The organism is Bacillus coahuilensis m4-4 (genome assembly GCF_000171615.1).
Taxonomy (GTDB): Bacteria; Bacillota; Bacilli; order Bacillales; family Bacillaceae_K; genus Bacillus_T; species Bacillus_T coahuilensis.
In genome coordinates, this window is record NZ_ABFU01000032.1 from 37,407 (window position 1) to 57,362 (window position 19,956).

Below are 19,956 nucleotides of genomic sequence, written 5' to 3' on the forward strand. Positions count from 1 at the left end.
TTATTGCGATTATCGCTTCTTTCAATTCTGTTCAGTTAATCCTGTTGAGTACCATTATTTTTGCTCTTCAACATTTCATTGGGTATTTTGCATTTCCAGAATTAATTTGCGGCACAGATGAATACTCTTTTTCACTCCTTTTGATTCATGCGATATTTTTACTTTTAACTAGTGGTGCGACCATTTTATTAATTTTATCGAAAATAAAAAATGAAGATGCTATGAAGCAAAGTGAAGATGAGCATATTGAAAATATACATAAATTACTTTTGCAATTACAAAGAACTTCTGATCAAGTGACAAAAGTTAGCACATCGATTGCATTTGGTGCAAAAGAAACAAATAATGGTGCACAAGAGATCGCTTCATCTATTCAACTTATGAATACTGGTGCTCATTCACAAGTTATAAAGCTTGAAGAAAATGCAAGACTGCTATCTTCGTTTACAAAAATGGTCGATGAGTTAAAGACGAACTCGGATTCTGTCCTTCATTTTATTCAAAATAGCTTAGAAGAAATTAATAATGGCGGGAAGTCCGTTGAATCAAGTCTTCTACAATTCGAAAAAATACAAGAAACCGCTGAAAAAATAGCTCAAGTATTTGCAGAATTTAAATTAAATACAAAGCAAATTGAACAATTCACCACTATTATTGGGGATATTGCTGATCAAACGAATATGCTTGCATTAAATGCATCCATTGAAGCAGCTAGAGCTGGTGAAGCAGGTAAAGGATTTGCCGTTGTAGCAGAAGAAGTTCGAAAATTAGCATCTCAATCGGAAGAGGCAACGAAAAACATTACATCACTCATGTCTTTAATTAATGGTAAGTCTGAAGAAGTAGTTGAAAGAGTAAACCAAAATCATAAGGAGATTACATCAGGAACTCACTTAATGAACCTAACGAATGAAACATTTAACTCAATTAAACAATACTCTACTCAAATCCAACAGAAGGTACAAATGGTTAATGAATCAACTGATTTACTATCAGGAACAGGGTATGAAATGGCATGTGCCATGGAAGATGTATCAATTATATCTAATACAGCCTTATCAAGAAGTCAGTCCATTAGCTCTGCAGCAACACAACAACTTGACACAGTTCAGACGTTAAATGAAATTACTGAATCGTTAAGTGATTTATCTGAGCAGTTAACAAATATGGTTCATGAAGTGAAAAAAAACCTAATAAAAATAAAAAGCAAATGCCTAGCGCATTTGCTTTTTTGTTTTAATAAAAAAATATTTTTGAAATATTAAGAAAAATAATATGTAAAATAAGTAAAAAAGGACAAATGAAAGGATTGATACCTATGAGTCACTCTAAATTGTTGGTTCAATTGATTTTCATGATGTTTTTAATAATGCTATTCACTTTTATTTTTTGTTATTGATATATAGGTTTGAGATGAATAGAAAAAAAAGTCACTTATCAAGTACAGAGAGACTACTATGTTGTTAAAAAATTTACTATCACTAACACCATTTCTGTTGCAGCAATTGGCGATATATTGTTGCACAAAGATGTATATGAATCAGCAAGAATTTCTTTAAACGAGTTTGATTTCAAGCCTATATTTAATGAAGTTCGTCCTATTTTACTAAAACCTGATTTCTTGGTAGCAAACCAAGAATCCCTCCCTGCTGGCGGAGATCTTGGGTTGTCCTCTTATCCTAGGTTCAATAGTCCAGTTGAAATTATTAGAGATCTACAATATGCTGGCGTTGATTTTTTATCAACCGAATAATCATTCGTTAGATAAAGGAGAAGAAGGTGTTTACGCATCGATTGAAGCGTTTAATTCATATGATATGACTTATACGGGAACCTACTTACATGAAGAGGATCAGAAAAGGATAAGAACGTTTTCCATGAATTCTATCACCTTCGCCACCCTTTCTTATACGTACGGAACAAATGGACTTTTGACACCAGTAGGAAAAGAATATTTAGTTAACTTGTTAGATGTAGATAAAATGATATTGGAAATTACAAGAGCAAAAGAAGAATTGAACGTTGATTTTGTGATAGTCAACTTACATTGGGGAAATGAATATGAGATACATCCTTCGAATAATCAAGTGGATATGGCTATCTCTTTAACTGAAGCAGGAGCAGACATTATATTTGGTCATCACCCTCATGTACTTCAACCTATCTATATAAGAAACACACAGGATGATAGAAAAGCTGTGATTGCTTATTCATTAGGTAATTTTATTTCTGGTCAAAGAGGAGGTCAAAAGGACTTAGGAGGATTGATCTCCCTAGAATGTCATAAAACGCAATTAGCTGGTAGAAAATCAAACTCCATACACTCTGTACACTTTTATCCTACATATGTAAGAAAGGTTAAAGGTTCTTTTACAGTACTTCCTTTTACAGAGGACCAACACGATATTCCTTATTCTTTTGAAGCTACGATGGAGCATGTGTTACCTTCTTATACAGAATAAGAGACCATAAAAAACTGGTCTCTTAATGTTGTCCACTTTGAAATAAGATGATATATAGAAAGCTTGCAAATGTGAAAAGACTTACTATAATCATCCCTATCAAACCAAAAAGCCTTCTTTCTATAAAAAGTAAACACTAACCCACCATATAGTAACGCTCCGACAAATATAAATAGAAGTGCTTCTCCTTGATGTGAGTGCAATTGAAGAAACGTTAAAACCAACAAACTCCCAAAAATAAAAAATCCTATGTGATACAATAATTTTTCAAGATTCATTCATTCTCAACTCCTTCACTTCTAAGATACTTAATACTAATAAAAAAAGACAAAAACAAATGATTTTTATCTTAGCATAGTAAAGAGTATACTAAAATTAGCCTATTATAGGAGTGAGGATAGATGAATATTTATATTAGTCAGGAAGCATCACATTGGTTTCAACATGAAATGGAAGCCGAAAACGGAGATACTGTTCGTTTTTTTGCGCGCTATGGTGGTTCAAGCGCTCTTCACGAAGGCTTTTCATTAGGAGTGACCAAAGATACACCTGAAGACCCAGGGGTTACTCATCTAGAAAACGATGTAACGTATTTTATTGAGGAGAAAGATATTTGGTATTTTGATGGTCATGATTTATATGTAGAATTTGATCAAGATCGAAATGAACTCTATTATGAATATAAAAAATAAACACGACATGACAAATGGTTAGATAATTTATCTAACCATTTGTTTATGATTTTTATCGAATAGCTTACTTATTATTTTAGAAATCTTTTATAAGCTTCATCCCATTCTGGAAAATATTTTGCCATTTTGACTGGTTTGAATCCTTCTTTTTTCGCACAAATATGGGTACTGTATGCCTTCACGCTAAGTTCACCTACATCATTATAAATATCATACCCATACACGACTCGAACACCGTTATATTCTTCTACCCACGTTTTTATTAAGGCTACTTGACCATATGTTATTGGCCGTTTATATGAAATAGATAAATCCACTACCGGAGAAACAAACCCCACTTTTTCCATATCCGCATATCGAAATCCAATGGTCTCAATTAATTTTGTTCTTCCTAGTTCTAACCACACTATATAATTTGCATGGTAGACCACACCCATTTGATCCGTTTCAGCATATCTAACTTCTATCGTTCTTTCAGCAATATACATGTAGACTCTCCTTCATTTTATACGTTTAACTATTGCTATCTTATCACATTTCATCAATTGGTATATTTTGACATAAATTTTATGAATTGGTATAATATAACATGACTAATAGTTCTAAATTTTCTGCCCTCTCATACAAATAAGAGAATAAAGAATGAGAATGAGGTGTGTAAATGCCATGTAAATCTTTAGGATTTAGCTTACTTTTTACGGTTGTTTTGGTAGCTGGTTGTGGAAAAGATCATCATACTGTACATGCTCATAGTCAAAGGGATCTAGCACAAACTTTCGAACGAGGTTTCCTGTTATTACGTTAAGTTTTGCAGGTGACACGATGATGGATTGGTCCGTGAAGGAAGCCATTAATCAACATGGAGTTAGTTATCCATTTGAAGAAGTCGCTACCTTCTTTAGGGAGGACGACTATACACTTATTAACTTGGAAACGGCTGTTACAAATTCTTTAGAGAAAGAAGAAAAGCAGTACACCTTTAAATCTGATCCTATTTCACTATCCGGTCTTAAAAATAGTGGTGTAGACATGGTTTCACTAGCGAATAATCACACTATGGATTTTGGAACAGAAGGTTTACTTGACACAATGAGCCATTTAGAAGAATCAGGGCTTCGTTATATTGGTGCGGGGAGAAGTGAGAAGGAAGCGTATATGGCTGTTAAAAAAACAAATAAAAAGGAAAAAAATTCGCATTTCTAGGCTTCTCGCAAGTCTTACCATCAGTCTCTTGGTATGCGAGTGAGAATCAACCAGGAATTGCAAGTGGATATCATGTTGAACGAATGGAGTCAATTGTTAAGAGCTACCGAAAAGAAGTGGACTTTATACTAGTTTATATGCATTGGGGCACAGAAAAACAGACCTTGCCTAATCCATGGCAAATTCAAACGGCACAAGCGTTATCAGCAGCAGGCGCAGATATCATCATTGGTTCACACCCCCACGTTCTACAAGGATTTGAACATCATCAAGATACGTTTATTGCCTATTCACTAGGAAATTTTTTATTTCCTGATTACGTGACTGGTGAATCGGCTTTAAGTACCATTTTACAACTTAAAATATCTCCAAGAATTGGTCTTACACATCAATTTATTCCATTAGAAATTAAGGATAATAAAATAATAAAAGCAAACCATCCTCATTTTGAAAATTGGTTAGCGAATAGATCACCATAACAAAACAGGAAATAGCCATTGGGCTTCTTCCTGTTTTGTTATGGTTATTTTTCTTTGTGAGATTGTGCATATTCATCTTTTATTTCATTTCGGAATGCATCTATGCTCTCTCTTCTATGTTCATTTTTTTCTTCAATTGCTGCTTTTTGTTCAGCACTATCCGTATAAGCCATGGATTCTTCTGCTTTTTCCATGTTTTGTATCGTGTTGAATACCATTCCTTGTAACTTTTCTACATTATCACTGCGATCATCTGGATTTGGTTTTTCCCATGCCATCTTTTATTCCTCCTTAGATGTATAAATTATTCACCTTTTGTTTGAATTACTTGAGCATGCTGTCCCGATTGATCTTGCATTTGTTTCCCTTTATTCCCACCAAAACCTCGTGATTGAGTGCCCATATGGTTAGGAACAAAGTGTTTTCTGCTACCTTTTGGATTACTCATAACTTATCCCCCCTCTACATACAGTATCACCAAGAGAGAGAGGAATATGAGCAATATTAGAGTGGTTTATTCTGCCTGCTTTACGTTACGTTTAATTTCGTAGCGCTCATCAATTCTTCCTCTATTCGGAGCAACGCGTCTGTGTCTTTTAGTAATGCTTGTCTATTTTCATTAACCAAATCAGCAAACGATTTCTTTCTTGGCTTTCTCATAAAAATCCCTCTTTCTACTAGTGTTTACACCATTAGTATGGACAAAACAACTAGCAGTTATAATGGAATTTTCACATTTTTCAAAGTAACAAAACGTTAGTATTGTTTTAAGTCTTCTAATCCTTCTTTTGAGTAAGGACCAAGTTGTTGAGAAAGCATAAATCCTTCTTCATCAACTAAAATGGAAGTTGGAATTGTAAACACTCCATACATATTGCTTATATTCTGACCTAAATCGAACAATATTGGGAACGTTAGCTTGTAATTAACAGCAAATGATTTTACATCATTGTATGGATCAACATTTATTGATACTACTCTTATATGATCTTGATTCTCATGGTACTGTTGAATTAGAGGTAGCTCGTCTACACAAGGCTCGCACCATGTTGCCCAAAAATGAAGTAACACTTTTTCTCCTCTATAGTCGTTCCATTCTACAATGTCTCCCTGTAGATTCTCAAGGATGAAATTAGGTGTATCTATTTTGGGTTCTTTTAAAGAAGTAATATCATGTGGTTCTTCTATCTCTACTTGATGAACAGTAGCATTTGACACGTTTAACATATCCTTATTCGCAAACAGATGTTGATACACGATGTAACTAAAACTCAAAATAATCATGACAGATATAATGATATTCTTCATTAAATACCTCCTCAGGAATGTTGTCCTCTACTGTATATCTGTATGTAGAGTAGATATCACACATTCTTCTTGCAAAAAAAAAGACAAGAAGTACATGTGTACTCCTTACTTTCTATAATTTAAGTATTATCCATGTAGCTTTTTACGTAAAACAAGCTGTAGAATACCACCGTGTCGGTAATAATCCACTTCTACATCACTATCAAACCGAGCTAATGCTTCAAATTCCGTAACAGTACCATCTTCTGCTACTGCTTTAACGGTTACAATATCTCTAGGTTTAATGCCTTCTTGAATATCTACAGAGATCGTTTCACGACCAGATAATCCAAGTGTGTCTGCGCTTTCTCCTTCTATAAATTGAAGAGGTAACACACCCATCATCACTAGGTTTGAACGGTGAATACGCTCATAGCTTTCAGCAATTACCGTTTGAATTCCTAGTAAGTTTGTACCTTTTGCTGCCCAGTCACGAGAAGATCCCATTCCATAATCTTTCCCCGCTAAAACAACTAATCCAGTTTGATCCTCTTTATATTTCATACAAGCATCATATATAGCCATTACTTCTTCTGTTGGCCAATGAGTCGTAAATCCACCTTCAGTTCCAGGAGCAATTTGGTTACGAATACGTATATTTGCAAATGTACCGCGCATCATAACCTCATGGTTACCACGACGAGAGCCATAAGAGTTAAAATCACGTGGTTCTACTCCTTTAGAACGCAGGTATTTACCAGCTGGAGTATCTTTACCTATCGCGCCCGCTGGAGAAATATGATCTGTTGTAACCGAATCTCCAAATTTACCTACTACACGAAGCCCAGATAATGGTTGAATATCTTCTGGCGTCGTTGATAACCCTTGGAAGAATGTTGGATTTTGAATATAGGTTGAATCATCATTAAATTTGTACAATGCATCATTAGATGTCTGAATTGCATTCCATTTTTCATTGTCAGAGAATACATTTTCATATTCTTTTCTGAATAGCTCTGGTGTTACAGAGCTTTGAACTGCCTGTTTCACTTCTTCTGAAGATGGCCATATATCTTTGAAATACACTTCTTTTCCATCTTTCCCAATTCCAATTGGATCATTCTGAAGGTCAATATTGACTGTTCCAGCGAGTGCGTAGGCTACTACTAAAGGAGGTGATGCTAAGTAGTTACCGCGTACTAATGGATGGATACGTCCTTCAAAGTTACGGTTACCTGAAAGAACAGATGTTACAAGTAAGTCGTTTTCAAAAATGGCTTTTTCTATTTCATCTGTTAGTGGCCCAGAGTTACCTATACATGTAGTACAACCGTATCCAACTATATTAAATCCTAGTTGGTCTAAATAAGTTTGTAACCCTGAATCTCTTAAATAACCGGTAACTACCTTAGATCCAGGTGCAAGAGAAGTTTTAACGAAGTCAGGTACATTTAAACCTAATTCAACAGCTTTCTTGGCTACTAATCCTGCTCCTAGCATTACATAAGGATTAGAAGTGTTCGTACAACTTGTAATAGCGGCGATGGCAATAGACCCGGTTGTCATTGTCACTTCACGACCATCATTAAACTTAACTACTACTTCTTTATCCAACTCTTCTTTCTTTAACCCAAACCCTTGGTTTCCAGCCGGTGCTTCAATTGCATCTAAGAAGTTCTTTTGCATATCAGATAGTGGTATTAAATCTTGTGGGCGTTTAGGGCCAGATAGGTTTGCTTCAATTATTGAAAGATCAATTTCTACTATGTCCGTATAAATAGGGTCTTCATTATCCGCAGTAAAGAACATATCATTTTCTTTTAGGTATTTACTTACAATTTCAATATGCTCTTCTTCTCTACCAGTTAATCGCAAATAGTCTAAAGACTCAGTATCAACTGGGAAGAACCCGCATGTTGCACCATATTCAGGTGCCATGTTGGCAATAGTAGCGCGATCTGCAAGAGGTAGAGTTGTAACGCCTGCACCGAAGAACTCGACAAACTTTCCAACTACTCCTTTTTGACGTAATACTTGAGTCACTTTAAGAGCTAAATCTGTTGCAGTGGCACCATTCGGTAGTGCACCCATTAATTTAACTCCAATTACTTCTGGAATTGGGAAATAGGAAGGTTGACCTAACATACCTGCTTCAGCTTCAATTCCGCCAACACCCCAACCAAGTACACCGATACCGTTAATCATTGTAGTATGAGAATCTGTCCCAACTAATGTATCTGGATACGTCTCGTACTCACCTTCAGCATTCTCAATAGCATGTACTACATTGGCTAAATACTCTAAGTTAACTTGGTGAACAATTCCTGTTGCTGGTGGAACAGCACGATAATTATCGAATGCTTTTTGTGCCCAGCTTAAAAATTGATAACGCTCCGCATTTCGCTCAAATTCTAGCTCCATATTTGCGTTTAATGCTTGATTCGTACCGTATTTATCTACTTGTACAGAATGGTCGATAACTAAGTCGACAGGAATTTCTGGATTAATTTTTTTGAGGGTCTCCACCTACTGCGCTCATTGCATCTCGTAATGAAGCTAAATCTACCACTGCTGGAACACCTGTGAAGTCTTGTAAAATTACACGAGAAGGTTTAAACGGTACTTCTCCGTCTTTTACTGATTCAGAACCCCAATTTGCTAGATTTTCAACATGTTCTTTTGTAATCGTATGCCCATCGTATTGTCTCAGTACTGATTCTAATAGTACTTTAATGGAATAAGGTAAACGAGTCACATCTGCTACGCCTGCATCTTTTAATGCTTTTAGACGATAGTAATGATAGCGTTTCCCATTCTGTTCAAATGAAGCTTTAGCATTGTAAATATCTTTTACATTTGCCATAATAGTTCCCCCTTATTCTTACAAATTTCCCTGAAAAGTTAGAATCTTCTACTTTTCTCACTCTTCCATCTTAATACAACTATATTTATAAGTAAATAACAATAATGTTATCGTTTAGTATAAGTTTTTCTTATGTTATTTCTTAGATTGCATCTAAATAATGTATACATAGGCTTTTGTCCGTTGGATATACCCTATATCGGATATCATAATTTGTAGAAATATTATAGGAATAAATTATTTAACCATATAAAATTTGTCATTATGACAGATGATACTTATGGGAGGTGATAATATATGGCAAAGAATAAAGCAAACCACCTTATTGAAGGAATGAATGCGGCTTCCGCACAAGGAACAGGTGCAGGATACAATGAGGAGTTTTCAAATGAACCCCTTTCAGCAGCACAGAGGCAAAATAACAAGAAAAAGAAAAAAAATACAATAATAAAAACGGTAAGTTAGGCGTTGGCCAACTTACCGTTTATCTTTACTAATTACTCATTCATTTGAGACATGATTTGCCCAAGATCGTGTTGAAACCTTTCTAGTTGAGCTCGTTGATGTTCAGATGCCACCTCAAGAGCATTTTCGATTTGCTGGTATGCCTCCAACACTTCATTTTGTAAGTGAGAAAGTTGGTGGCCGTAATTACTCGCATCTATCACTAATTCATTATGAGCGTTAACCGCTTCTGTATACCCTTGTTGAGCGCTTTGAAAAGCTTGTTGTTTATCTTTATGATATGGCATTGATGTCACCCCTTAAAAGTTCGTACCTCTAGTGTTTCCATCCTGCAGTTTTTTATACAGAATGAACTAGGGTTCAAACGACCATACTACACTTAGGAGGGATGATGATGAATAAAAAATGACAGCAAAGATATGCGAAAAAATGCACCAAAGGGTGATAACCCTGGACAACCTGCCCCGTTAAGTGGGTCACATAAAGCAAAAAATGCACGACATTCAAGACAAAAGCATAATTCCCATCATGATATGTAAAAGAAAATAACTCTTCTTTTCTCAACAAATGATCAAAATTAATTTAGCTCGGCTGATTTCCGCTAAAGGTACTGGCTTTCTAAGGGGCGGAGGTGAGCCTCCTCACTATTCAGAGCCCTTGGGCAAGCCCTGTGGGGTCTCACCTTTTCCTCTATTTCCCTTTGGATTCTCGCACCTGCGGCGAGAATCAACCTAATTATAATGAACAGATGTGAAAATTCTACTATATTAAAAAGAAAATAGGCGACATAAAAGAATCGTCATTTAACGACCTTTTCTGTCAGCTTCACAAAAAGAAGCCCCTTAAAAATTGGAGAAAACCAAATTCTTAAGTGAGCCTCTTTGTCATTCTATAGTTAGAGATATTATATTTCTCCCTAGAATGTGGTTTAATTCATTAATTTGTCTTGTGAATGTTTCCTCGACAAATTCCTCTGTTATATCTTCTTTAGAAACCTCTGACAATTTTTTTTCGAGTTCCAATTCAATTGTTTGTTCAAGGTAAAAATAATTTTCAATCATAGAATCCCCATATTCATTGGATAGTAGAAAGATCTGACTTGGAGTAAGTTGACCTCTAATGGTATAATCTGTCTCTAATAAATCAGATATTCCATTTTCGATTATCGGCTGTACATACTTCTCTTCTATTGAGAAGTCCGTAAGGTAATCTAAAGATGTTTTAATAAACGGGTCTTGAATTATGTATGTCCCGCTCCCTTCAATAACGTTTCCTCTATCCGTAACAATTATTTGATCCTCTGAAATGGTACCGATAAATCGAGATATAAATTGATTGGTTAAGGTTAATAAGAAAATCAACAAAAAGCCAATAACCACCATATTTATGACTCGATTCGTTTTCACTCTAAGCCGAATGAGTAGTGGGCTAAAAATAATGACAACCCCCACCACAAACAGTATTTGCAAGAGAGGAACAATCCATCCCCATATTGAATAATACATTGTTTTCACCACATTACATTTAGTTTAATCCGATATGGACATATTCTATCATTTAGACTTAAATCATAAAGTACATTAACACCCTCACGAATCTTTACGTTCGTCATACACTAACATTAGAATTTCAAGGGGGTCACCTAATATGAATGTTCCTGAAGATCAAAATCATTTAGGTCGATGGGAGAGTGTGTTAAAAGGTTTATTACTAGATCCATTCACTAATTATCTAGATGAACAGTTATTTCGAATCGATTTATATGATACTACAGATAAATATATTATTGAAGTCCTAACTGAAAATCTAGATATTGATGAAATAGAAATCACAAAAGAAGGTAAATTACTAGCTATACAACTTATGATTCAAGGGGAAGGAACGCATAGACTCAGAAAAGTTCCTTTCCCGTTTGACTTAAAGTTTCATCAGGTGGAAGCAATTAAGTATAGGCACTGGTTTGAAATTTCTATTAATAAAGAAGCAATTAAATCAAACGTGAACCAGTCGATCATTAGAATTCAAGGAGAATGATGCAGAAAAACTCTCTTTAAGTAGAGACTTTCAACAACATTCTCTTTTTGTGTAAATTTTTTATGCATCTTTAAACTGCTTATATAACATGTTTGAAATGCCAGGAGATACTAATCGAATGGCGACAAATGGAGGAGAATTTCTAGTTTTTGCTTCAATGGGGATTCCCAGCCATAAAATAGTTTGATCAATTAGTATAAAAGGAAAAGAGACGTCTTTTTCCAAAAAATGATTAGAACGTAACCATTCTATATTCGTTTTAGAGAATAATTCTAAAGGAACATTTCGTAATGTTAAGTTAGCCATTAAATCTGTACTATAAATCGTTTTGAAGGTAATGCAACCGTAATGTTGTGTTTAGCTTGCTGGATATCCTGTTGTACTAAAGTCATCTTTTTTGCATGCATCCATTGTAAATTTGGTTTTTGAGAATGGATCCATCTACCAATTTCAGAAGGATCTACTTGTTGATGATGAAAGAGTTGATGATCTAATAAATTTTGATAAATCCCCCTAACATTCACCTTCTTAAAGAAATTGTAATCTGTTACATGAATAAACTTGGCTCGCGCTCTAGTCATTGCAACATTCAATAATCGTTCACTTTCGTTTCCTGTTAGTAAGATTCCAGGTCGTTTATTTGGATAACTATCCACAGAATCAAAAATAATGACATCCCGCTCACTGCCTTGAAACCTGTGAACCGTTGCAGACATCATTTCACCATTTTGTTTTTCATTTCTGAAAAATTCATTTAATAAAAGGTCCATATAATAAGCTTGGGCACGGTATGGTGAAATATATCCAATTGAGCGATGTCCGGCCTCATTCGCTTCAATTAATAATTGTAGACTGTGAAGTAAATTCCAAAGATTGATTTTTGATTTACTAGCTTTATCAATAAAAAGTAAAGTCATAAGCATTGGTCGTATTAATCATGATAGAAGCTCTATTTGGAAAAGGAGCAATCGTCACTAATTCATTTCGATTGCTTACCACGCTTTTATGATCTTTCACTCTATTTCCATAAATAAATTGATTAGTGAAGCTAGAAATATCAGGGTGCATCCTTCTTTGTTCGTTTAGTAACAAGAGATGAGGATGAAGCTGACCATTTTCAACAAAAGTGACTCCAGTTTTATGATAAATATCATCTTTTAACCATTCATTAACTAATTCGTGTCTAGAAGCCGCAATTGGAGGAAGTTGCTTAAAGTCGCCGCTAATGATGGATCGTCTTCCTAATGTAACTCCAAAAGCGATTTGTGGAATATAAGCCATACTAGATTCATCTACAATCACAATGTCGTACTCTCTATCATAAATACTGGAATCTGTAGTTGCCTTCGCAATCGTAACACCAACTATTTTGGCTTCAGAGATCGCCTCTAATTCTTTTCTTTTAATTTTCTCTAACAAAGTGGTAATTTGTTTTTCAATCTCAAGCAATTGACTCATATCCTTGTGGGAAAAGGAGTTTTGCAAATCTTTTTTTAACCCTATTCTCTCAGAAAGTAATTGCTCTTTTTTCATCAAGTCAGAAGGAAATTTATTTCTTAAATACTGATGAGTACTTAACTCCTCTTGCTTACTTACATCTTCGCTTACTTTATTTCCGTATCGCAATATATCTCCAGACTTCCATCTTTTCTTTCACCGAACAAATCCACTTATCTCTGCCATTAGCACATCTACTGCCTGATTACTATGTGAAAGAACCAATACAGATTTGCCTTTAAAATAATGATTTGCTGCTGTTCTTGCTAATGTATAAGTTTTCCCGGTACCTGGAGGCCCCCACACAAATGTGATAGGGTTATATTTGGATCTCAAAACTAATTCATGAATAGTGGAAGTAAAGTTAGTAGGGTGCGTTTGGGGGAAATCTGGATTCATTAGATGTTTAATTCTTAACCGTTTTTTCTTTACTTCTTTAATATCTTCAAGTCTTTCTGATAATTGTTCTAATAGCTCCCAAGGAGCATGCTGTAATTTCGCCTCACTTACGGAATCTCCAATAAAATCATCCACAATAAGGATCAAACTGGTTCCTTCAGAAGAAAGTACCCTTCCATCCATTTCATTATGACCCCAATGCACTTTAACAGAAGACCCTATAGGAATAAATAGTGAGTACAATGTATCAAAATAATAAGTGTAACCATCTTCGTTGGAAGCATACAATCTCCCATTAAGTAAGACATATTGGTTACTGCCGAATTTTTTTAATTGAGATATTTCAATAGCTATTGATTTTTGCCATATGCTGATATATTTCTTTGATGATAACATAGTAACCGCCTTTTGGAATAAGCTTTGTTAAAGAGATGGTGATGACCCCGCACGCTTGCAGATGAATTTAAATATATTTCCTTCAATCCTCACCCCACGAAAAGCGAAGACATTATACAGAATTAAACGGTGCTGTTCAACAGACCCCTAAAATAAAATAACTCAATCAGTTATGATCGAGTTATACCTATAAGATTAAATTATCTTAATACAAATGAGATTGATTTTGATATGGTTTAGTATGTAAATATTCACTAAGCTTACTACGAGGTATGCTTAATTCAACTTTAACACCTATATTCTTAAGCTTTTCAACAATCTTTGGAATACTATTTGTTTTGGTTTGAACCATAGACACATTCTCCCTCAATTCGGATTGTTATTTTTTATTATAACCCTTTATAAATTTAACTTCAATTACCAGTACAAAATAATTCCTTCAATGGTTTATGAATCTAGTAAAAGGGATAATGTATATACTAGAAGCACATTAATAATTGACATTAAAAGGAGGAAATAACATGGAATTTATTTTGTATCTAATCGTAGGTGGATTAATTGGATGGTTTGCAGGCCTAATTCTAGGTAAAAATGTACCAGGTGGAATTATCGGAAACATTATAGCGGGTATTGTTGGTGCCTGGTTAGGCGGAATGATATTTGGAGACTTTGGCCCATCGATCGCAGATATGGCAATAGTTCCTGCATTAATTGGAGCGATCATTTTCGTATTCTTATTAAGTCTAATCATGAAGAGTATGAATAAACGAACTGCATAATACAGATATAGGCCCTTTATAGGGTCTATATTAATTTGTGTATAAATTCATATAATACATTACTTCATCTACATATTCATGACTATGGTTATAAGCAAAAATCGCTTCCTCTATTTTTCCACTATCGGCTCCGTTGTTTGCTAAATAATTGGCAGCACTGAACACTGCATCTTCTAAGTTCCACGGATCAGCATAGCCATCACCATTTCCATCTACTCCGTATCCACCATATTTCTCAATCGTTTTCAAATCCGTTAGCTCTTCAGAAGAGATACTGCCCTCTCCCAGTCCACCGCAGGTCGGGTGTGTCCAACCAACAAATGTACAAGGCATAAATTGTAAGTGCCCAACCGCTCCTACTGGAGAGACCATTGATGACATTGTTGAAAATCTGGTTTCTACACGATGATGTGCAGCGAGTAACTCCCAAGGCACTCCGTACATTTCCTCTGCTTGTTGGTAAATTGGGATATATTCATCTGGAACATATTCTGATTGGGCTAGCCGCATAGTGTCTGTTACATTTTCGTCTAGAACAAAATATACTCCTAGCAGTATAAAAGGTAGTGCTAAGATCGTTGTAATGGAAAAGGATTTACTTTTACTCTTCTTATTCTTACTAGTACTCAATTGTGTATTCCCCTACTGTTGTTTTTCTTTATTGTAAGCTCGTATGATCCCGATAACAATTACAATTGTATTACATTTCATTTAAAAGAGGAGCAGAAAAATCTACTCCTCTTCTTCTCATTAATATACGTAAGCTGCACCTACGATGATTAATAGAATGAATAATACAACGATTAATACGAAAGTGCTTCCGTATCCTCCGCCGTAGTTATAGCCGCCGCCATAACCGTATCCGCATCCTCCGAATCCGTATGCCATGAACATTCACCTCCATTAGGTTGTTCACTAGTTACAATATGCAGATATGAACATTCCGACACAACAAATGCCTATTCTCTATAGAAATAAGAAAAAACGTCCGTTACCACGGACGTTTTTAAGATTATTTTTTCTCTAGCTTTTTTTCTTGGTTTCTTTCTAGGTTTAGGTAAAATCATTAGTCCTAGCTCTTTTTGTTCTTTCGTTAATGATTTATAAAGCGACAATACCATCAATAGCATGATAATGGAGAAAGGAAATGCTGCGATAATCAAAGCATTCTGTAATCCTTGCAATCCACCACTGTAAAGAAGAATGACTGCAACCGTAGATTGAGCAACACCCCAAGTTAATTTTACTCTAGATGGCGGTGTTAACGATCCATAAGTTGTTTGCATTCCTAATACAAATGTCGCTGAATCAGCTGATGTAATAAAGAACGTACTAATTAATATAATCGCTACAACAGTTAAAATAATGGAGAAGTTATATTCACTAAAAACAGCAAACAACATTTGTTCTGTACCTAAAGACATTAAATCAATAGCTCCTGATGTCTGTACATTAATGGCCGACGTACCAAAAACACTAAACCAAAGGAAACTCACAATAGCAGGCATTAAAAGAACACCTATCAAAAATTCTCTAATCGTTCTTCCTTTCGAAACACGAGCAATAAAAATTCCTACAAATGGTGACCATGAGATCCACCATGCCCAGTAGAAAATCGTCCAGCCATTGATCCAAGAGCGATGCTCTGGGTTAAGTGGTGCGATAGTAAAACTCATTTGAATGATACGTTGAATGTACATTCCTAAAGTATCTGTAAATATGTTGAGAATTAATAAAGTAGGTCCTAGAATAAACATTAAAATGAATAATGCAATGGCTAAAACCATATTGGTATTACTTAAAATCTTAATTCCTTTTCCTAACCCACTCCAAGCTGAAATCATAAAGAGCACAGTTACAATGGCAATAATAATTAATTGAACAGTAAAGTTCACTTCAATTCCGAATAAATAAGAAAGTCCACCGTTAATTTGTGTAGCACCGAATCCTAGAGTTGTTGCTACACCGACGACTGTAGCAAAAACGGCTAAAACATCAATGATAGTACCGAGTGGTCCCTTTACTTTATCCCCTAGGATGGGCTCTAATGTAGCTGAAATTAACCCTGGTGTTCCTTTTCTAAATTTAAAGTAGGCAAGTGCCAGAGCAACAACGGCATAAATTGACCATGCATGAATACCCCAGTGGAAGTAAGTGTACCTCATTGCATCCTTAAAGGCTTGATTCGTTCCAGGCTCAACAATTGGGGAGACATAAAGTGATACATAGGTTCTGCTGCTCCCCAGAATACTAAACCAATCCCCATGCCCGCACTAAACAACATGGCAAACCAGGTAGAAGTAGAAAACTCTGGTCGATCCTCAGGCTTTCCTAATCGAATACTTCCTATTGGACTTGCAATTAAGAAAATACAAAAGATAACAAAGACAGAAACGACAATTAAATAGTACCATCCAAACGTGTTTGTAATCCAAGATTGTACTTCTTCCGTAATGATTTTAAAGTTTTCTGGTGCTGCAACACCAAATATAACCGCTATAGCTACTAAAGCTAGCGTAATCCAAAATACACTTGAAATTTTCTTCAAAAAATAACACCCTTTCTTCTATGTACATACCCTTAACTCATGTTATATATTTCTCCGTTCAGAAAACTACCTTGTTAACCATAACAATTTAAAACAACCTAATCAAGGAAAAAGAAGGAATGAACATCAATTATATGAGAGGATGAAAGACAATTTATTATGTAAACTTCTAGGATTGGTAACCGTTTTCTTCCTTGTTGTAGTTGTGTTTTCCTCTGCTTTATATATTCTCCAAAAATTAATAAAAATGTTGCCAAAAAAATTTATTTTTTTGATTGAATCGAAGTTTGCTCTCTATTAATTGATACAAATAAACAAAGGCTACTCTATATTTAACCCTAAATCCATACTAGTTATTCATATCATTTGAATGTCAAATGAGTATCTCCTATACAATTCAAAAGTGACCGCTAATTGCGGCCACAATTCATTACTATTATCCTCAAGTTATTGAACTTTTTTCACACCCATAAGCCCCCACCATTTTTCGTGAATTAGACCTTCATCACCAAAAACTGGATCCTGCTCCGGTAAGCAAACCCTATCAATCTGTTGTATTATTTCAACACAATAATTATTGGGCCTTCTTAAATCCCAATCCTGACCTAATGGATAGGCTCCCACAACATTAAAGTCAAGAGAAGAACTAATTTTTTTATGCCCAACACCAGATAGTAATGTATTATTCTTAAGTTTTTCCTCAATCTAATATAAAAAGAGAGGATATTCCTAAGATGTAATTAGGATATCCCCTCAAAACCATTATTATTTAGTTAGAATGATTGGTTCACCCTTCGTAACGACAATAGTATGCTCAACTTGAGCAACAAAGCTATTGTCTTCAGTTATTAAGGTCCACTCATCGTTTCCTTTCACAATCTCTTCTGCTTTCGTTGATACAAATGGTTCTACAGCCAAAACCATCCCTTCTCTTAAAAGGTTCGTATCACGTGGGTCAAAATAGTTTAAGATATGATCAGGTGACTCATGAAGGGCTCTCCCTATTCCATGACCCGTTAAATTTAATATAACTCGATACCCTAATCGATTCGCTGTCGATTCCACTGTTTTTCCAATTCTATTTTGCTTGGAGCCTGCTTTAGCCTTTTTAATCGCTTCTTTAAAAACAACTTCTGCGGCATCACATAATCCCGTCAGTTCAGGAGAGTCACCTACAACAAAAGAAATACCAGTATCTGCAAAGTATCCATTCTTTGAACCAGAAACATCTATATTCACCAAATCTCCATCTTTAATCACTCGATTACCTGGGATACCATGTGCGACCTCTTCATTAACGGATATACAAGTATACCCAGGAAAATCATATTCTGATTTAGGTCCAGATATAGCTTCAAATTTTTCAAATAAATCTCTTCCTATTTCATCTAACTCCCTAGTTGTTATACCGGGTTTTGTTGCTCTTCTCATTTCATCACGAATGCTAGCGACGATTTTACCAATTTCTTTTAAAGCGACCAATTCTTCGTCTGTTTTAATAATCATTATTTCACCTAGTTTCTTAACATATTTTTTATAAAATTAAAGGGATTGCTATGGCAAGGATTAAAGCTGTAACTCCCATTGCACTTCCGGCTACAGCTCCTTCTACCTCACCTTCTTTAATTGCTTCTGACGTACCTATCCCATGGGAAATAACCCCTAATGCAAGTCCCCTTGAAATAGGATGACTAATTTTGGCTATTGTCATGATCCAAGGACCAAACATTGCTCCAATAATTCCTGTCACCACTACAAAGGCAGCTGATAATGGTATATTGGCACCAATAATTTTAGCTACTTCAACTGCAACAGGAGTTGTCATAGATTTTAATGTTAATGATAATTCAATAGACTGATCTAAACCAATTACTTTTGCAAAAATAACAGCACTTCCAATCGTCACTATGCTACCAATTCCAATTCCAACAAATGCAGAAATAAAGTACTTTGAAAAAAGCTGGCGATTTTTATAAATAGGAACAGCGATTGCAACTGTAGCTGGACCTAATAAATAGGTAATAATGTCACTTGCTATCATGTAATCTTGATACGATATATTAAATAATAGAAATATACCTATAATAATCAAAGTAGCAACAAATAGCGGAGTAGTAAATGAATAACGAAATTTCTTCGCTATTTCGAGACTTAGGGCATAAGACATTATCGTTACAATCATAAGGACAATCGTCATGACATAACTATTCATTGGTTTTCAAATCCTTCTTAACAATCATTTTTTGTGAGGTGATTCCTGTTACGACTAACCCCATGATTGTACTGATTGTAATGATCAAGAATAAGATAACTCCTTTAGATTGAATGATATGTCCGAGCGTTATCAATCCAACAGATATGGGTACAAAAAAGAAAGCCATATGCTTTAACAATAATCGGCTTGCCTCTTCAATCCAATGTAATTTTACGATCCCTGACCATAATAACATGAATAAAATAACAAGACCTACAACATTACCAGGAATAGGTAAATGATAGCTATACGTAATCCAAGTCCCCATTTCAAAAATAAAACATAAAATGAGAAGCTGAATAAGAACTAATAAGATTTTCTTCATCATTCTTATCTCCATCGTTTGTAAAATACATAAAAAACAGTTTATCAGAATGTATATTAATTGAGAAGTAGAATGAGTATATTTCTTTTAACGCTGTTTATACTAACTTTATTCTTTTATTGAAATGGAGGTTCAACTATTGACTAAAAAATATAACAAAGGTAGTAAAAATCAAAATTCTCCTGAAGGAACACAAAACCCTATTAGCGGAGATAATAGTAAAGGAAATAAACGAAACAAAGATCAAAATAGTAAATCCTCTTAAAAAGTGGT

28 protein-coding genes and 3 pseudogenes are annotated in these 19,956 nt (G+C 35.0%); 12 read left to right on the forward strand and 19 right to left on the reverse strand.

All coding sequences use genetic code 11. The features are described from left to right. Positions 1-680: 680 nt before the first annotated feature. From M44_RS29910 to M44_RS08810, 4 genes are all read left to right on the forward strand, one after another. A complete protein-coding gene (locus M44_RS29910) occupies positions 681-1,265 on the forward strand; it encodes a methyl-accepting chemotaxis protein (RefSeq protein ID WP_420167104.1) in 585 nt (194 codons plus the stop codon). A 254-nt stretch (positions 1,266-1,519) separates the two neighbouring features. Continuing rightward, entirely contained in the window at positions 1,520-1,753 is a 234-nt protein-coding gene (locus tag M44_RS25145; RefSeq protein WP_010172771.1) for a CapA family protein, read from the forward strand. Beyond that, positions 1,722-2,462, forward strand: a complete 741-nt coding sequence (locus tag M44_RS21765; RefSeq protein ID WP_010172772.1) for a CapA family protein — start codon at positions 1,722-1,724, stop codon at positions 2,460-2,462. The genes M44_RS25145 and M44_RS21765 overlap by 32 nt, the downstream gene beginning before the upstream one ends. A 401-nt stretch (positions 2,463-2,863) precedes the next feature. Then, positions 2,864-3,154, forward strand: coding sequence for a HesB/YadR/YfhF family protein (locus M44_RS08810; protein WP_010172774.1), 291 nt, complete (start codon positions 2,864-2,866; stop codon positions 3,152-3,154). Positions 3,155-3,225: 71 nt separating this feature from the next. Here M44_RS08810 and M44_RS08815 read toward each other — a convergent pair whose 3' ends face one another. Next, entirely contained in the window at positions 3,226-3,642 is a 417-nt protein-coding gene (locus tag M44_RS08815; protein WP_010172776.1) for an acyl-CoA thioesterase, read from the reverse strand. 173 nt (positions 3,643-3,815) lie between these two features. On the opposite strand from M44_RS08815, the gene M44_RS26920 reads away from it, so the two are divergent. From M44_RS26920 to M44_RS28890, 3 genes and pseudogenes are all read left to right on the forward strand, one after another. After that, on the forward strand, positions 3,816-3,959 hold the full coding sequence (locus tag M44_RS26920; RefSeq protein WP_155814933.1) for a hypothetical protein: 144 nt from the start codon (positions 3,816-3,818) through the stop codon (positions 3,957-3,959). 17 nt (positions 3,960-3,976) lie between these two features. Then, positions 3,977-4,357, forward strand: coding sequence for a CapA family protein (locus tag M44_RS28885; RefSeq protein WP_081447474.1), 381 nt, complete (start codon positions 3,977-3,979; stop codon positions 4,355-4,357). Positions 4,358-4,395: 38 nt separating this feature from the next. Further along, a pseudogene (locus tag M44_RS28890) lies at positions 4,396-4,836 on the forward strand (CapA family protein); the annotation flags it as partial. Positions 4,837-4,880: 44 nt separating this feature from the next. On the opposite strand, the gene tlp reads toward M44_RS28890, so the two are convergent. The 5 genes and pseudogenes from tlp to acnA form a co-directional block, all read right to left on the reverse strand. Beyond that, entirely contained in the window at positions 4,881-5,114 is a 234-nt protein-coding gene (gene tlp, locus M44_RS08830; protein ID WP_010172778.1) for a small acid-soluble spore protein Tlp, read from the reverse strand. A gap of 26 nt (positions 5,115-5,140) precedes the next feature. Then, entirely contained in the window at positions 5,141-5,284 is a 144-nt protein-coding gene (locus M44_RS08835; RefSeq protein ID WP_010172780.1) for an acid-soluble spore protein N, read from the reverse strand. Positions 5,285-5,364: 80 nt separating this feature from the next. Then, the gene (locus tag M44_RS26145) at positions 5,365-5,496 is read right to left on the reverse strand and encodes an FbpB family small basic protein (protein WP_010172782.1); all 132 of its coding nucleotides are present in this window, start codon (positions 5,494-5,496) and stop codon (positions 5,365-5,367) included. A gap of 96 nt (positions 5,497-5,592) precedes the next feature. Beyond that, a complete protein-coding gene (locus M44_RS08845) occupies positions 5,593-6,144 on the reverse strand; it encodes a TlpA family protein disulfide reductase (RefSeq protein ID WP_010172784.1) in 552 nt (183 codons plus the stop codon). Positions 6,145-6,270: 126 nt separating this feature from the next. Next, positions 6,271-8,986, reverse strand: a pseudogene (gene acnA, locus M44_RS21775) (aconitate hydratase AcnA). Between the two features lie 297 nt (positions 8,987-9,283). On the opposite strand from acnA, the gene sspO reads away from it, so the two are divergent. Then, complete coding sequence (gene sspO / locus M44_RS08855; protein WP_010172785.1) at positions 9,284-9,451, forward strand: small acid-soluble spore protein O; 168 nt, start codon at positions 9,284-9,286, stop codon at positions 9,449-9,451. A 32-nt stretch (positions 9,452-9,483) separates the two neighbouring features. Here the strand turns inward: sspO and M44_RS08860 are convergent, their stop codons facing one another. Further along, positions 9,484-9,738, reverse strand: a complete 255-nt coding sequence (locus tag M44_RS08860; protein WP_010172786.1) for a hypothetical protein — start codon at positions 9,736-9,738, stop codon at positions 9,484-9,486. 111 nt (positions 9,739-9,849) lie between these two features. Here M44_RS08860 and M44_RS08865 point away from each other — a divergent pair, with 111 nt between their 5' ends. Continuing rightward, positions 9,850-9,990 (forward strand): small acid-soluble spore protein P, encoded by a 141-nt coding sequence (locus tag M44_RS08865; protein ID WP_272941187.1) that lies wholly within the window; start codon positions 9,850-9,852, stop codon positions 9,988-9,990. A 345-nt stretch (positions 9,991-10,335) separates the two neighbouring features. Here the strand turns inward: M44_RS08865 and M44_RS08870 are convergent, their stop codons facing one another. After that, the gene (locus M44_RS08870; RefSeq protein WP_010172788.1) at positions 10,336-10,956 is read right to left on the reverse strand and encodes a hypothetical protein; all 621 of its coding nucleotides are present in this window, start codon (positions 10,954-10,956) and stop codon (positions 10,336-10,338) included. Between the two features lie 142 nt (positions 10,957-11,098). Between M44_RS08870 and M44_RS21780 the strand changes: the two genes are divergently transcribed. Next, entirely contained in the window at positions 11,099-11,485 is a 387-nt protein-coding gene (locus tag M44_RS21780) for a hypothetical protein (protein WP_010172789.1), read from the forward strand. 60 nt (positions 11,486-11,545) lie between these two features. Here the strand turns inward: M44_RS21780 and M44_RS28105 are convergent, their stop codons facing one another. From M44_RS28105 to M44_RS26925, 5 genes are all read right to left on the reverse strand, one after another. Further along, a complete protein-coding gene (locus M44_RS28105; RefSeq protein ID WP_010172790.1) occupies positions 11,546-11,791 on the reverse strand; it encodes a phospholipase D-like domain-containing protein in 246 nt (81 codons plus the stop codon). Beyond that, complete coding sequence (locus M44_RS28895) at positions 11,791-12,402, reverse strand: AAA domain-containing protein (protein ID WP_029326809.1); 612 nt, start codon at positions 12,400-12,402, stop codon at positions 11,791-11,793. Before M44_RS28895 ends, M44_RS28105 begins: the two co-directional genes overlap by 1 nt. Beyond that, positions 12,383-13,111: an AAA domain-containing protein gene (locus tag M44_RS28900; RefSeq protein WP_029326810.1), complete on the reverse strand. Its 729-nt coding sequence runs from the start codon at positions 13,109-13,111 to the stop codon at positions 12,383-12,385. The genes M44_RS28895 and M44_RS28900 overlap by 20 nt, the downstream gene beginning before the upstream one ends. A gap of 27 nt (positions 13,112-13,138) precedes the next feature. Beyond that, on the reverse strand, positions 13,139-13,777 hold the full coding sequence (locus M44_RS28115) for an AAA domain-containing protein (protein WP_029326811.1): 639 nt from the start codon (positions 13,775-13,777) through the stop codon (positions 13,139-13,141). Positions 13,778-13,982: 205 nt separating this feature from the next. Next, a complete protein-coding gene (locus tag M44_RS26925) occupies positions 13,983-14,129 on the reverse strand; it encodes a hypothetical protein (RefSeq protein WP_010172791.1) in 147 nt (48 codons plus the stop codon). Positions 14,130-14,298: 169 nt separating this feature from the next. On the opposite strand from M44_RS26925, the gene M44_RS08905 reads away from it, so the two are divergent. After that, on the forward strand, positions 14,299-14,556 hold the full coding sequence (locus M44_RS08905; RefSeq protein ID WP_010172792.1) for a GlsB/YeaQ/YmgE family stress response membrane protein: 258 nt from the start codon (positions 14,299-14,301) through the stop codon (positions 14,554-14,556). Positions 14,557-14,586: 30 nt separating this feature from the next. Here M44_RS08905 and M44_RS08910 read toward each other — a convergent pair whose 3' ends face one another. The 6 genes and pseudogenes from M44_RS08910 to M44_RS08935 form a co-directional block, all read right to left on the reverse strand. Then, the gene (locus M44_RS08910) at positions 14,587-15,186 is read right to left on the reverse strand and encodes a lytic transglycosylase domain-containing protein (protein ID WP_010172793.1); all 600 of its coding nucleotides are present in this window, start codon (positions 15,184-15,186) and stop codon (positions 14,587-14,589) included. Positions 15,187-15,306: 120 nt separating this feature from the next. Next, complete coding sequence (locus M44_RS26150; protein WP_010172794.1) at positions 15,307-15,444, reverse strand: YjcZ family sporulation protein; 138 nt, start codon at positions 15,442-15,444, stop codon at positions 15,307-15,309. Between the two features lie 71 nt (positions 15,445-15,515). Next, positions 15,516-17,104: pseudogene (locus M44_RS21790) on the reverse strand (glycine betaine uptake BCCT transporter). A gap of 765 nt (positions 17,105-17,869) precedes the next feature. Beyond that, the gene (map, locus tag M44_RS08925) at positions 17,870-18,610 is read right to left on the reverse strand and encodes a type I methionyl aminopeptidase (protein WP_010172797.1); all 741 of its coding nucleotides are present in this window, start codon (positions 18,608-18,610) and stop codon (positions 17,870-17,872) included. A gap of 28 nt (positions 18,611-18,638) precedes the next feature. Next, positions 18,639-19,316 carry an LrgB family protein gene (locus tag M44_RS08930; protein WP_010172799.1) on the reverse strand — a complete coding sequence of 226 codons (678 nt, stop codon included), beginning with the start codon at positions 19,314-19,316 and terminating at the stop codon, positions 18,639-18,641. Further along, on the reverse strand, positions 19,309-19,686 hold the full coding sequence (locus tag M44_RS08935) for a CidA/LrgA family protein (RefSeq protein ID WP_237705246.1): 378 nt from the start codon (positions 19,684-19,686) through the stop codon (positions 19,309-19,311). Before M44_RS08935 ends, M44_RS08930 begins: the two co-directional genes overlap by 8 nt. 136 nt (positions 19,687-19,822) lie before the next feature. Between M44_RS08935 and M44_RS28905 the strand changes: the two genes are divergently transcribed. Next, on the forward strand, positions 19,823-19,948 hold the full coding sequence (locus M44_RS28905; protein ID WP_010172803.1) for a hypothetical protein: 126 nt from the start codon (positions 19,823-19,825) through the stop codon (positions 19,946-19,948). Positions 19,949-19,956 lie beyond the last annotated feature (8 nt).